The organism is Chitinophaga sp. 10T418, assembly GCF_056394125.1.
Map to the genome: position 1 here is coordinate 639,873 of NZ_JBFTHG010000004.1, position 14,804 is coordinate 654,676.

8 protein-coding genes are annotated in these 14,804 nt (G+C 45.6%); all 8 read right to left on the bottom strand.

Annotation, left to right across the window (positions count from 1 at the left end):
* Positions 1–157: 157 nt before the first annotated feature.
* The 8 genes from AC1DCV_RS14850 to AC1DCV_RS14885 all read right to left on the bottom strand — a co-directional run bounded on the left by AC1DCV_RS14850 (position 158) and on the right by AC1DCV_RS14885 (position 14,656).
* Positions 158–1,633: a glutamate synthase subunit beta gene (locus AC1DCV_RS14850; RefSeq protein WP_477023862.1), complete on the bottom strand. Its 1,476-nt coding sequence runs from the start codon at positions 1,631–1,633 to the stop codon at positions 158–160.
* Between the two features lie 63 nt (positions 1,634–1,696).
* On the bottom strand, positions 1,697–6,226 hold the full coding sequence (gene gltB / locus AC1DCV_RS14855; RefSeq protein WP_477023863.1) for a glutamate synthase large subunit: 4,530 nt from the start codon (positions 6,224–6,226) through the stop codon (positions 1,697–1,699).
* Between the two features lie 762 nt (positions 6,227–6,988).
* Positions 6,989–7,732 carry a hypothetical protein gene (locus AC1DCV_RS14860; protein ID WP_477023864.1) on the bottom strand — a complete coding sequence of 248 codons (744 nt, stop codon included), beginning with the start codon at positions 7,730–7,732 and terminating at the stop codon, positions 6,989–6,991.
* Between the two features lie 303 nt (positions 7,733–8,035).
* Positions 8,036–9,679 carry a M57 family metalloprotease gene (locus AC1DCV_RS14865; protein WP_477023865.1) on the bottom strand — a complete coding sequence of 548 codons (1,644 nt, stop codon included), beginning with the start codon at positions 9,677–9,679 and terminating at the stop codon, positions 8,036–8,038.
* 362 nt (positions 9,680–10,041) lie between these two features.
* Entirely contained in the window at positions 10,042–11,583 is a 1,542-nt protein-coding gene (locus tag AC1DCV_RS14870; RefSeq protein ID WP_477023866.1) for a glycoside hydrolase family 10-like protein, read from the bottom strand.
* 88 nt (positions 11,584–11,671) lie between these two features.
* On the bottom strand, positions 11,672–13,534 hold the full coding sequence (locus AC1DCV_RS14875; protein WP_477023867.1) for a mechanosensitive ion channel family protein: 1,863 nt from the start codon (positions 13,532–13,534) through the stop codon (positions 11,672–11,674).
* Positions 13,535–13,629: 95 nt separating this feature from the next.
* On the bottom strand, positions 13,630–14,082 hold the full coding sequence (locus AC1DCV_RS14880; RefSeq protein ID WP_349258196.1) for a methylglyoxal synthase: 453 nt from the start codon (positions 14,080–14,082) through the stop codon (positions 13,630–13,632).
* A gap of 58 nt (positions 14,083–14,140) precedes the next feature.
* Positions 14,141–14,656 (bottom strand): ferritin, encoded by a 516-nt coding sequence (locus AC1DCV_RS14885; protein ID WP_331965408.1) that lies wholly within the window; start codon positions 14,654–14,656, stop codon positions 14,141–14,143.
* Positions 14,657–14,804 lie beyond the last annotated feature (148 nt).

Consider the following 14,804-nt stretch of genomic DNA (forward strand, 5'->3'; position numbering starts at 1 on the left):
AAAATGAGGGGCTTTACAATAATAAGGGGCTAACAGTTTTTAGCTAGTAAACTTTTTTTTAAAAAATATAGGCCGGGTAAAAACCCGGCCCGGCTGAAGGTTACAACAAAATCTAAACCTGCTTATGAGAAAAACTTTAATTAATACAATTGTTTAATTATAATGCCATTGCCTGTAATGAATGGTCCTTACTTTCCAGTTGGGAGCTACCCATCAGGAATTCGTCCACTTTTCTGGCACACTCGCGACCTTCGCTTATTGCCCATACCACCAGTGATTGTCCGCGGCGCATATCGCCCGCTGTGAACACTTTAGGGATGGATGTCAGGTAATCTTTTTCGGTAGCTTTTACGTTACCACGTTCATCTTTTTCTACTTCCAGCTGATCCAGTAAGCCGGTATGTTGCGGATGTACGAAGCCCATGGCCAGTAAGGCGAGTTCGCAAGGCACATCTCTTTCAGATCCCGGTACTTCGGTGAATTTCGCTGGTCGGCCATCTGCGCTGGCAGTCCATTGCAGGTCTACCAGTCGGAGCGCCTTCAGGTTGCCGTTATCATCTCCTATAAAGGATTTGGTAGCGATGGCCCATTTACGGTCTGCTCCTTCTTCGTGAGAAGAAGATGTTTTTAATACCATCGGGTAAGTAGGCCATGGCATATATGCCGTACGTTCGCCGGGAGGTTTCGGTAGCAATTCCAGTTGTGTAATGCTGGTTGCACCATGACGGTTGCTGGTGCCCACACAGTCGGAGCCGGTATCACCACCACCAATTACAATTACATTTTTTCCGGTTGCCCAGATATCGCTGCCATCAACGGCTCTCTCTCCTACTCTTTTGTTCTGTTGTTTCAGGAAGTCCATGGCATAATGTACTCCTTTCAGCTCACGACCGGCAATTGGCAGGTCGCGCGGAATAGTAGAACCACCGGCGAGTACAATTGCATTGTATTCTCTCAGCAGATCATTGGTACTAACGTTAACGCCTACGTTGGCATTGCATTGGAACACGACTCCTTCTTCCTCCATCAGTTTCACACGACGGTCGATTACCCATTTTTCCAGTTTGAAGTCTGGAATACCATAGCGTAAAAGTCCGCCTGGAGCGTCATCACGTTCAAATACCGTAACAGTATGGCCGGCATAGTTTAATTGTGCTGCCGCTGCTAAACCTGCAGGACCGGAGCCAATAACCGCTATTTTTTTGCCGGTACGCATCCGGGGCGCTTTGGCCTGTACCAAGCCTTTATCGAAAGCAACTTCAATAATATGTTTTTCTATCTCCTCAATGGCCACCGGGGGCTGGTTTATACCCAGTACGCAAGCGCTTTCGCAGGGTGCCGGACAAATACGTCCGGTGAACTCCGGGAAGTTATTGGTAGAAGTAAGAATATCGTACGCATCTTTCCAATCCTGGCGATATACGGCATCGTTAAATTCCGGTATCACGTTACCCAGCGGGCATCCGCTGTGGCAAAAAGGCACACCGCAATTCATGCAGCGGGCAGCTTGCTGATTTAATTTGTTATCAGGAAAGCGCTCTACAAATTCATTATAGTGGCCAACCCTTTCCCGGGGGTCTGCTTTCCCGGGCAGCTCGCGTGTAAATTCCAGGAATCCTGTAGGTTTACCCATAATTTTCCTCCACAAGTCCCTTACCTGCAAGGGATATTTTGATGATGAATGTTAATGTTTCTCTTAGTGACCTACTTTCTGGCCCTGTACTTTTCCTGACTTCAACACTGCCTTGTATTCTTTCGGGAATACTTTCACGAAATGACGCAGTTGGTTCTCCCAGTCTTTCAGGATGAACTTCGCCACGGTGCTGTTCGTGTAGGCGTGGTGTTTAGTAATCAGGTCCTGCAGCAAAGCTACATCTTCCTGTGCCAGCGGATCGAGGTCGATCATTTCCCGGTTACAGTGATTGGCGAAAGTGCCTTTTACATCGTACACATAGGCGATACCTCCGCTCATACCTGCACCGAAGTTGCGACCGGTTTCACCCAGTATCACCGCTTTACCATTGGTCATGTATTCGCAACCATGGTCACCTACTCCTTCTACTACCACAGTAGCACCGGAGTTACGTACACAGAAGCGTTCACCTGCTTTACCGCGGATGTAGGCTTCTCCGGAAGTAGCTCCATAGAAGCAAACGTTGCCTGCGATAATATTTTCTTCTGCCTTGAATCCAGCTTCTCCCTGTGGATAAAGGATCAGTTTGGAGCCAGACAAGCCTTTACCGAAGTAGTCATTGGCTTCCCCTTCCAGTTCCAGCGTTACACCTTTAGTGGTGAAAGCGCCGAAGCTCTGGCCTGCAGATCCGATGAATTTGAAGTGCAGGGTATCTTCCGGTAATCCTTCGCTCTTGTAACGTTTGGATATTTCGTTAGAGAGAATAGTACCGATGGTACGATCCGTATTTTTTACAGGGAACTGCTGATATACCCTGGCTTTCTTTTCCAGTGCAGGCTGTGCGGCCTTGAGCAGTTGCCAGTCTATTACTTCGCTGATACCGTGATCCTGTTCTTCCTGTTTGTACAGACCAGTTTCGCCGGCAGGCGCTTCGTTGAATAATATAGGAGACAGATCGAGTTTTTGTGATTTCCAGTTGGTGATGTTATCACGTACCTGTAAGCAACCTACCTGACCCACCATTTCATTGATGGTACGGAAGCCCAGTTCTGCCATGATTTCGCGGAGTTCTTCCACGAGATAGGTGAACAGGTTTACTACGTGCTGTGGATCGCCGGTAAAGCGTTTACGCAGTTCCGGATCCTGGGTAGCGACTCCAACAGGACAGGTGTTTACATGGCATTTACGCATCATGATACAACCTTCTACTACGAGTGCAGCAGTTGCCACACCCCATTCTTCAGCACCGAGCAAGGTAGCAATTGCAATGTCACGGCCGGTTTTTAGCTGACCATCTGTTTGCAGTACTACGCGGGTACGGAGTTTATTTTTTACGAGTGTCTGATGTGTTTCAGCTAAACCAAGCTCCCATGGCAAACCTGCGTGTTTGATAGAGCTTTCCGGAGAAGCACCGGTACCACCATCGAAACCGGAAACCAGTACTACATCGGCATGCGCTTTAGCAACACCCGCTGCAATAGTACCTACACCTGCTTTGGATACCAGTTTCACACTGATACGGGCAGCGCGGTTTGCATTTTTCAGGTCATAGATCAACTGAGCCAGATCCTCAATAGAATAAATATCGTGGTGAGGAGGCGGAGAAATCAGACCTACTCCTGGTGTGGAGTGTCTAACTTTCGCAATCCATTCATCTACTTTATGACCAGGTAATTGGCCACCTTCGCCAGGTTTTGCACCCTGCGCCATTTTAATCTGTAACTCATCGGCATTGGTCAGGTAGTAGCTGGTAACCCCGAAACGGGCGCTGGCTACCTGTTTAATGGCAGAACGCATAGAGTCGCCGTTAGGCAGTTGCTCATAACGCAGCTCATCTTCCCCACCCTCACCGGTATTACTTTTAGCACCAATGCGGTTCATGGCAATGGCCAGTGTGGAGTGTGCCTCATGAGAAATAGATCCAAAGCTCATCGCACCGGTAGCAAAACGCTTGAAGATGCTGGTGGCCGGTTCTACCTCATCGATTGAAATAGACGGACGGTTAGGCTTAAACGAAAACAGGCTACGTAAGGTGGCTGCTTTTTCGCTTTGGTCATTTACCGCTTTGGAATATTTCTTGAATGCAGCGTAATCGCCCATGCGGGTGGCCAGCTGCAGGTAGTGAATGGTAGTAGGATTAAAGAGATGGAATTCTCCTTTACGTTTCCACTGATATACACCACCTTCTGTTAAGCGCTGAATAGGCGTTTCTTTACGACCGTAGCCCATCCAGTGTTTTGCCAGTGTTTCACGGGCAATATCATCCACGCCTAGTCCCTGTATACGGGAAACGGCGCCCGTGAAATATTTATCAACCGTTGCCTGGTTGATACCCAGTATTTCAAATATCTGTGCTCCCTGGTATGACTGCAGGGTAGAGATGCCCATCTTGGAGAATACCTTGAGAAGGCCATCACACACAGCTTTGATATAATTCTTTTTAAGTTTGTCTACATCCAGCGAAGTATCCAGCTTGTTGTTCAGCTTCATATCACGGATGGTGCTGAGTGCCAGATAAGGGTTGATGGCTGTTACGCCAAATCCCAGCAGGCAAGCAAAGTGGTGTACTTCCCACACATCGCCGGCTTCAACAATCAGTCCTACCTGGCCACGGTAACCCTTGCGGATCAGGTGGTGGTGAACAGCGGAAGCAGCCATGATAGAAGGGATCGCAGCGTGTTCAGAGTCAATGGCGCGGTCAGACAGAATGATTACTTCAAAACCATCTTCCACAGCATCTACCGCGTAACGGCAAAGACGGGCCAATCCTTTTTCCAGAGAGCCGGGCTTACCGTCTGCTTTGAAATAGGTATGTAATGTTTTGGCCTGGAATAAGCCAGTGTCGATACTGCGTATTTTTTCAAGCTCATGGTTGTTGAGGATCGGATGACGCAGTGCCAGTCCATGGCAATGCAGCGGATCTTCATTGAGCAGATTACCATTATTACCTACAAAAGTAGCCAGTGACATTACCAGTCTTTCCCGGATAGGATCAATTGGCGGGTTGGTTACCTGTGCAAATAACTGTTTGAAATAGTTACACAGATGTTGTGGCTGGTTGCTCAGTACTGCCAGCGGGGTATCGGTACCCATAGAGCCAACAGGTTCTTTGCCATCAATAGCCATAGGGGCAATGATGTGATCCAGGTCTTCAGTGCTGTAACCAAATGCGCGCTGGTATTTAAAGATCTGATCATGTTCCAGGTGAGTAAAGGTTACTCTTGGTTCAGGCAGTTCTTCCAGGCGGATCTTATATTTATTCAGCCATTCGCCGTACGGTTGCTGGGAGCAGATTTGTTGTTTCAGCTCTTCATCACCAATGATACGGCCCTGTTCCATGTCTACGATAAACATTTTACCAGGTTGCAGACGGCCTTTTTCTTTAATGTTTTTTGGATCGATCGGTAATACACCGGCTTCAGAAGCCATGATTACACGATCATCTTTTGTTACCACGAAGCGGCTCGGACGTAATCCGTTACGATCCAGGGTAGCGCCAATGATTTTACCATCGGTGAAGGAAATGGAAGCAGGTCCGTCCCATGGCTCCATAAGGGAAGCATGGTATTCGTAGAATGCTTTCTTTTCTTCGCCCATATCTTCATTGCCATCCCAGGCTTCCGGTACCAGCATCATCATAACATGCGGCAAAGAGCGGCCTGTCATGGTGAGCAGTTCAATCACGTTATCAAGACTGGCAGAATCGGATTGGCCTTCTTCCACGATAGGAAGCAGCATTTCCATCTCTTCAGTAGTAAAAAACTTAGACACAAAGTCCCTTTCGCCGGCACGCAGCCAGTTGAGGTTACCTTTCAGGGTATTGATTTCACCATTGTGTGCAATGTACCGGTAAGGGTGTGCCAATCTCCAGCTGGGGAAAGTATTGGTAGCAAACCGGGAGTGGATGAGCGCAAAGGCAGAAACCATTTTCTCATCACTCAGGTCTGTATAATAATGACGCACCTGGTAGGTGGTCAGCTGACCTTTATATACAATTGTTTTATAAGAGAGCGATGCAATATAGAACAGCGACTTTTCTTTCGGTACTGTATTGCGAACGGTTTTGGAAATGTAGTTGCGGAGTACAAATAATTTGCGCTCGAAAATTTCCGGATCACTGATATGATAAGGACAGGCGATAAATACCTGTTCAATTTCTGGTTCTACAGAAAGGGCTGTTTCACCGATACCATCCGGACGTACTGGTACTTTGCGGTAACCTAAAATTTCCAGGCCTAATTTTTCTGCGCTGCGTTGAAATATCTCACGACACTCTTCACGCCAGCGTGGTTCTTTCGGAAAGAAGACCATGCCTACACCGTATTTCCCAAATTCCGGCAGGCGAATACCCAATTTCAGGCACTCGTCATACAGAAACTCGTGTGGCGTTTGAAACAGTATTCCTGCACCATCTCCCGTGTTTTGCTCACAACCGCAGGCTCCGCGGTGTTCCATGTTTTCCAGCATGGTTAAGGCATCACGAATGATATGGTGGGATTTACGACCCTTAATATGGGCAGTAAAACCTGTTCCGCAGGCATCATGTTCAAATTCCGGACGGTATAAACCTTGCGTTTGCTTCACTTCATCCATTTGGTTTAGATTTTTTGCTTTGGCACACTCCCCCCTCTGACTTACGCCGCGGGTGATGGTGTACGATATAATTCGGGAACGGTTTAAAGATACTAAAGGAATGCGGTATTTTTTGTATAAACTTTTGTCAGACGGTTAAAATTTAGGAAAAAATAAAAAAAAGCCACTAATTGTTAGAATAATTGAAAAAATGAAAGCTCCCCGGAGGTAAATTGAAGTGTTTGATGAGCCCACATGGAAAGGATGCAAGGGGGAGCCTAAAGGTTCAGGGTTACAACTTCGCATGGTAAATAATTAATATGAGATGAAAATGACTCAAACAGGAAAAGGCGATCAAGTTGAAAACCTGGGGATAGTCTATAAAGAATGAATGCTACAGGTCTAAACCTGCCAGCTGCCCGAAAGCCTGCATCACGGATATTTTAGAGGGAATTTTATCTTCGTTGTCGCTAAATACGCTTTTATGATATAGTGCATTAAGAGCACCATCATTACCTGCAGAAGTGTATTGTGATTATGCAGACTCTGTCGATGACCCGCTAAGTACCTATAGAAGCAGTGCAGGAGAGGTGGACTTGATGCGGGGATGAGTTCCGGATGTATAACCGGGATGAAATTGAATCAGCAAATGGATGGAGGTCAGAAGTGGCCATAGCAGGGCTGCTTCAGTATCAGGCTGTAGCTGAGGAAAGAGATAGACTATTGAAAGGAAACAGGTATAAAGGGATTATTCATCAAAATATCTCCGGAGGCAAAATAGCTTTATTCCAGTTGAATGACAGCTGGATATGCGTGTGTATAGATAAGTTTGGGAAGCAATTTCGTCCGCTTTGGGTAAGTACGTTTATGAGCATATTTGGGTACTTGTGGCGCTGCCACTGCAATAATATCAGCTGCCACATATTGTCTGTTGGCGGATGGGCCGTCTTTGTACATCGCTCTTACCTGGAAAACCACTACCAGTGAACCTTTCCCGGGTACCTCCAGCGAAACATTTGTTTCCTGGAAAGTGGTATCCGGATCTACCATGAGGGTAACCGTTTCGCTACCCGCCACCTGACGTGATGTAAAATCAATACGCGTTGCGATCACTTTTACTTCCAGGGCAGCAATACTTTTATACCCGGCGATGGTTTGTGCGGGAATATTTAATACCCCGTTAGGGAGAAGTCGGGGAGCCACCGTAAAGAAACGATCTACCCCGGTATGCTGATTGAAGCGGAAGCCAGTAAGGGCCTCATGATGATCGCCGGCAGCAATGAGTAGTTTGTTGAGCCGATTGATGTGGCCGCCGTCACAATGGATATCCAGGTGAGCGTAGAAAGTATGACGGATAAAAGCGCCCTTTCTGCTGGCAATGCCGAAGCGACGGGATGCGCGGCGGGTAGCAGCCGTTTGCTGCACGCTTTCGGGCATGGAGCGCAGGAAGTAGTTGCCATTGCGCCTATACCCTATGAGATTGCCGAGTTTTCCCGTAAAGGAAATGATAGACATTTGTTTTGCCATGGGAGATTATTTTGATAAGATAAATATAAGATAATCCGGGGAACCTGTTTCCGGGGCAGATGGAAGATTGGCTAAAGCCAGTGTATCGAGTATTGTATAATATTCAAAGATAATTCGATGGGGATTTGATAATGGCTAACGGGAGTGTATAGGCATTTAGAGCATATTGAAAAAAGATATTCCGCCTGTTTTCAACTTGATCCGAAAAGGGTTTGTACCGAAGAGAAAACAGGGGATAAAAATGAAGGGCCAACCAAATAGACTTTGGTTGGCCCTAACGGGTAATATTTTATTGCGATCGAATTACAAACTAAGCCATGGACCGTAACCATTGGCTTTTGTCCAGGTTCGCTGAATCAGATTATCACTAGGTCCTTTAACAAAGATATCCATTGACAAGGAGTCTGGAGATGCTACAGCAGGTGCAGAATAAATGCTGGCACCAATACGATTCCAACTTTTCCAGCTGTCGGCAACTGACCAGTTAGTCGTGATAAGTTGATGGTTATTGCCCAAAGCAAAAATATCTACATTAAGATATCCTCTTGCAGTAGCAGCTGGAGCGGAATAAATAGAACCACCCAGATTGCTCCATACAGTTCTATCACTCTCTTTTGTCCATATTCCCTGTACCAGGTGATTGGCATTATCCTGCGCATACATCTCTATTGAGTTAGGATAGCGGGAAGCGCTGGTAGCAGCTGAAGACACAGTCGTCACAAAATTCTGCCATTCGTGCCACCCCTCTCCTTCTACATAATACCTGGTTTGCAAAACGTCATTAGCGCCTCTTACCAGTACGTTGATAAAATCGGCACCTCTGGATGCAGCATTGGGAGCAGAAAAGAAGTAGCCACCGAGGTCTGTCCATTGACTCCATCCGCCGGTCGGGGTCCAGGTTTTGAAGATGAGGTTATTGGATGCCCCTTTTGCAAAAACAGCAATTTTGTTTTCATCGCGGGAGGTGGCAGAAGGATCTGAAGTAAGCGTTCCTCCCAGGTCCGTCCAGGCAGACCAGCCGGTACCAGGTGTGTACACTTTCTCCAGAAGCGTATTGTTCTTGCTTCTTACGAATAAGTGCAGCTCTTTGGTGCCTTTTCTATAAGTAGCAGTAGGGACATTGAAATTACCGGCTGCATTGCCATAAAACTGGTTTAAGGCAACCACGTCATTTGGATTAAACGGATGATCCTCATTATTTAAACAGCCGGACATCCAGCTGAAAGCGGCTCCGCTGGTGGGTGTGCCATCAATCTTAATAAGATCTACCTGAGTATCGTTAGCTTTAGCTACCTGTGTATAAGTACAATGGTAAAGATTGTCTGCATAGGTAGTATGTCTGATTCCAATAGCGTGACCAATTTCATGGGCAATCAATGTCGCCAGTCGTTTTTCATCCAGGTTTGTTCCCAGTGCGGTTACGTCCAGGGTTACCGGACTGGATGGGTTTCTGGAAACAGCAGGATAAGCCGGAGTTAATACCAGCGGGCCACCCAGTTTACCATCTTTAATTTGAATATCTGCTTCTGAAGTATTGGCTACTTTTTTAAAGGTAACACGCAGATTAAGTGCATTATATCTTGCAATGGCAATATCCAGTGCATTTGAGTAAGCGGTTGGCAAACCTGTTGCTGAGATATTGATTATACGGGGCAATGCCGTCAGCGTATAAGATAATTTGTATTGGTCGGCTTCAGCAATGAACAGAGCGGTATAGCCTTGTTTGCTGTCCAGATCTTTTTCAGTTAAAAAAAGATCACCCTCTACTACATAACCGCCATTTAGTTTTATTGCATTTAGCGTATCAAAGCCGAGCGCATTGATTTTGCCCATAGTGGAAGCTGGTATTTTTGTGCCCTCTTCCGGGGTAGTAGGATCTTTTGTGCATGCCGACAAAAAAACAGCACCCGCGGCAACGCAGGTAAAAAATTTAGTGTTTAAATTCATTGTTGAGATAATTAATCTTTTGACAATTAAAAGGGTTACAGTATATGTGTTAGTATAGGAACCAGATACCGATCAAGCAATAACAATCGCAGTCAAAAATAGCCGAAAAACAAAAGCAAAAAAAAGTGAGGCACGCATAACTATCCCTTTAGCATGTAACTCCCGTTTTTTCCCGACAGAAAAAATGAGGTCAAACCTGCGGACCACGCAATTTATATGCGCTATGTGAAAAATTTTTGCTTATCGAGAGGGATGTTTGGAATAAATTTTTCCTTATCCCAATTCAAATTATCAACCTGTACAGAACCACTGTTTTTGGACCATAACCAGGTAAAGACAAATCAATTAATTCCCCTATGAGGTTATGGTTCAAACAGGAAAACAGCCCTCCCGTTTTTTATCTGTACCCGTAAGGGCTCTCCTAATAAACTCTCATTTTGCATCCTGTCCAGGGCAGTCACTACATAGATGTACGTTTTCCCCTTTACGTAGGTAATGTCTTTATACACCGGATCGGGCATTTGATCCAGAATGGAGAGGATTTTCGTCGGGTCGCTTACGTTAATCGCTTCATTTTGCTCAAAGCGGTATAGTACATATTGTTTGGTATGGCCACTGGTATCGTCATCCGACCAGTGTAATTCCAGTCCGCCGGGTCGCTCAAACGCATCAATGAAATAAGGTGCTTCCGGCGTTTGTTTGGGCAGCCACGACATTATCGGTCTCAGGGCCGGATATTTAAAAATGCCGTTGCGCAACAACGTTTCTACGCCGAGAGGGTTCCCTCTGAAAGATGCGGCGCTATAAAAAATACTTCCCTGGATCGTATTTAATGTCCTGGCTTCTTCCACCTGAGCAGGTATCTCGTTTGGATTTTTCCAGGCAGCATTGCTGTTTATACGGTATACGCCATGACCAATATACACCTGCCGGCCATAGCTGTGTTGTCCCCACCAGTTCAGCAATATTTCGTAATCTACCAGCCGGTGTCCCCGTTCCCAGTATAATTGTGGTGCTACATAATCAATCCACCCTTTTTTCAGCCACTTCAGGATATCTGCATAAAGGTCGTCGTAGTTGGTTTGACCACCTTTAGTGTAAGAACCTTCGGGATCTTTATCTTTATTACGCCATACGCCAAAAGGACTGATACCGAATTTCACCCAGGGTTTTTCTGCCTTGATGGCCACGCTCAACAGCTGTATAATCGCATCTACATTGGCGCGGCGCCAATCATCTTTCATCATGTTATTACCATACAAACGATAAGAGCTGTTATCGGGAAATTCTTTCCCTGGCGCACGATATGGATAGAAGTAATCATCGAAGTGTACGGCATCAATGTCATATCGTTTTACCACATCACGGATAACCATGGTAACATATTCGCGTACTTCAGGAATGCCCGGATCAAAATACTTCTTGCCATCGTAAGTGAGGAACCATTGTGGTTTCAGGCGGGTAATGTGATTAGGAGCCACGCTGCTGCGGCTTACGTTGAACACGGCACGGTAAGGGTTAAACCAGGCATGAAACTCCATCCCGCGTTTATGAGTTTCCTCTACCATGAACTGCAAAGGATCATAATATGGATTGGGCGCCTGTCCCTGCACACCGGTAAGGTATTCGGACCAGGGTTCGTATGGAGAGGGATAAAAAGCATCTGTAGCCGGGCGAACCTGTACTACCACCGCGTTCATGCCATTACGTTGTTGCTGATCAAGTAAAGCGATGAACTCCTGCTTTTGTTGTTCTGTACTCAGCCCGCGCCGGGATGGCCAGTCAATATTTTCAACAGTGGCTATCCAAACGGCCCTTAATTCGCGTTTGGGTGGCAATTGTGCCCACGACTGCTGCATCAGAATGATCCATAGAATTGTACCTGCTATAAATTGCTTCAACATCTGCCTTACTTTTAACCGTAAGATGCGAAAATAGCAAAAACCGGGGCTGATGCGATATAATTATGTGATTCTTATGAAGATAGCTTGTTTATTCTTTTTCCACCTTCACCTTCATTACCGGCGCTTTATAATCATCTGCCAGGTATTCCGGCGGTACTGTACTCGTATTTCCGTCTCTGTGAGCAATAAAATGCGGCGACATAATTTCCACGCCGGCAGCATTGAAATGATCAATGATATTGCGGTGAAGATCTGAATAAATCAGGGCCATTTTATGTGAATGGTCGGTATACACATTGATTTCATAGGCAATGGCAAAATCGTCCAGGCTTGTTTGCAATACAAAAGGAGTTCTGTCTTTCATAATACCATCTGTTGCCATGGCAGCACCAATCAGCATTTCATGAACCTGTTTCCATGGCACATCATAACCGATAGTAACAGTGGTATGCAGTATTAGCCCCAGATCCTTACTGGAAGTAGTAAAGTTGATGGTATGACCGCTTAATATACTGGCATTGGGGACGGTGATTTCTTCGTTTTTTATGGTGCGTAACCTGGTGACCAGTAAATTTTTTTCAATGACATCACCGGTGATCTCCCCTATTTTCACCCGGTCGCCGATTTTAAAGGGACGCATATACGTAATTACAAAGCCAGCTATCACATTTGAAATGGCGGAGGAAGAGCCCAGTGAGAACAGGATACCAAGGAAAACAGATACACCCTGAAATATTTTTGAGTCGGATCCCGGCAGGTAAGGAAACACCACAACAAACATAAATGCATATAACAGGAACTTGATACCGCTGGCGGTAGGCCTTGCCCAGTCTGCGTAAAAGCCATTAATCGTTAAGTTGCCGGTAGCGATTTCTTCTGCGAGGTAGTTCACCAGTTTTACCAGGTATCGGGTAATAAAGTATATCACCAGTATGGTAAGTAATTTAGGGAGATAATGAACAAAGCCCAGGAATATTGATTTAACCGGAGACAATGTCCAGTCGATGAGTTTATCCGCGATGCCTTTAGTCCAGGGAAATATGCTGAATACAAAAGGTAAGGTGATGTAAAAGATGAACAGGATAAAGATGATCCGTGCAATGCGGAGAACATTAAATACAATCCCTACCTGCTTTTGCTGATTCAGCAGGGCATATTCTTTTACTTTCACGCCTTTGAAGTAACGGTCTTTTTCTCTGACTATTTTTTTCCGCAGTCGTTTGAACAGCCGGTTGATGCCATATACAATCGCTGAAAATATCACGATAATCAATAGCAGCCAGCCTATGCGAATGAGTATACTTTGCAGGCTGTTATCTTTCTTTTCCTGTAGTACGGCTTTTTTGATGATAGCTGCATAATCCTGTGCCACTGTCATTTTATCCTGGCTAAGCCACAGCGCATCATCATCGGTAACACTCAGCAGCACCAGATCATTATAGGCAACATCTATATTATTTTCATTTTGTATAGCGCGAATAGAGTCTGCTGCAAAAAAGGGATCGTCAGATAGTTTTGCCAGTTTGCGATTGATATTCTGGGCTCTGTCGCTGGGTTGCAATGGCCCCAGTTTATTGTAAATATAAAAAAGGGTATCGCCGAAAGGGACCACGGGGAAGCCGCTATGAGTGGCTTTCAGCTGATTAATACGTAGCAGGTTGGCTACTTTCTTCAAGGAGTCGGCCTGTTCAAAGGAGTTGAGTTTTTGTTGCAGTTCTTTTTTTCGGTTGTCGTTATCGTTGCTGAGGAGAAGTTGTTGCTGCAATGCTTTCTTTTGTGCTTCATCTGCTTTTTGCAAAGAATCATTTTCCCGGAGCAGGCGGGTGGTAAGTACCAGTTGTGTATCCGCAAGCGAGTCGCGGGAGGCTTTGCTGCTATCACTTTGTGCGGGGCACAATAAGCTGATACTAACCAGTATAGTAGTGATGAAAAGGGTAAAAACAATTCTCATTCCCGAAGCTTTTCTTTAAAGTACGGAAAATTCGGGGAGTAGCTACCCGCTAAAGCGATGAAAATTTATAAAGTCAGGAAAACGGATGAACGGAGTTATACCTTTCTCTTGGTATACTGACTATAATCCGGCAAGGTAGCTTCATATTCCTGGTGCATCAGGGGAGATGTAAGCAGGAAGTCGGCGGAGGCGCGGTTGCTGGCCATCGGGATATTCCACACTACACCCAAACGGAGTAAAGCYTTGATATCCGGATCATGTGGCAATGCTTCCATGGGATCCCAGAAGAAAATAATGACGTCGAGTTCCCCGGTGGCCACCAGGGCGCCGATTTGTTGATCACCGCCCAGGGGGCCACTCAGTAACTTTCTTACAGATACGTCCAGCGCCTGTTCTATCAGTAGGCCGGTAGTGCCGGTAGCATATAGTTCATGGCGACTTAATACCGTTTTATTATAGATAGCCCACTCGATCAGCTCAGCTTTCTTGTGATCGTGAGCAATCAGTGCTATCCTTTTACGTGCTTTTAATACTTTCGTTGTTTGCATATCTGTTACAAAAGTAATAAGTGGGCCGCAATAAATAGATGTCGAATACTGTAATGTTTTAATGTCTTTCGTTGGTATCCAGTGTAGCCAGGTCGCGGTCAAAAATATATAGACCACCTTTATCCTCTCCTATCAGCTTTAATTTGTCGAGGATGTGCCGGGCCAGGCGCTCTTCTTCAATTTGTTCAGTTACATACCATTGTAAAAAGTTATGGGTGGCATAATCTTTTTCACTGAGGCACATATCTACGAGATTGTTAATCTCTTTGGATACCGCCAGCTCATGGCTAAACACCTGCTCAAAAATTTCATGGATGTTTTTGAACTTCACCGTAGGCTGTTTCAGAGCGGGAACCAGGCCGTGTCCTCCGCGTTCGTTAATGAACTTCAGTAATTTGAGCATGTGAGTCCGTTCTTCATCGGAGTGACGATATAAAAACTGAGCCACCCCATTAAAGCCCTCTACCTCTGACCAGGAAGCCATAGCAAGATAATATTGGGAAGAGGCTGCTTCCATTTCTACCTGTTGATTGAGCGCGGATTGAATTTTCGGCGAAAGTTCTTTCAGTAGCATGACAAAAAATTTGTATAATTAGGAAGATTGAGGTGTGGCGGGGATATCAATGATGCCTATGACCAGATTGTTATTTTCAATAGCGCACGTTTAGATGCATCCCGAAAATCTGCCCGAAAAATGTTACCTTTGCATAAGTAAATTAGGA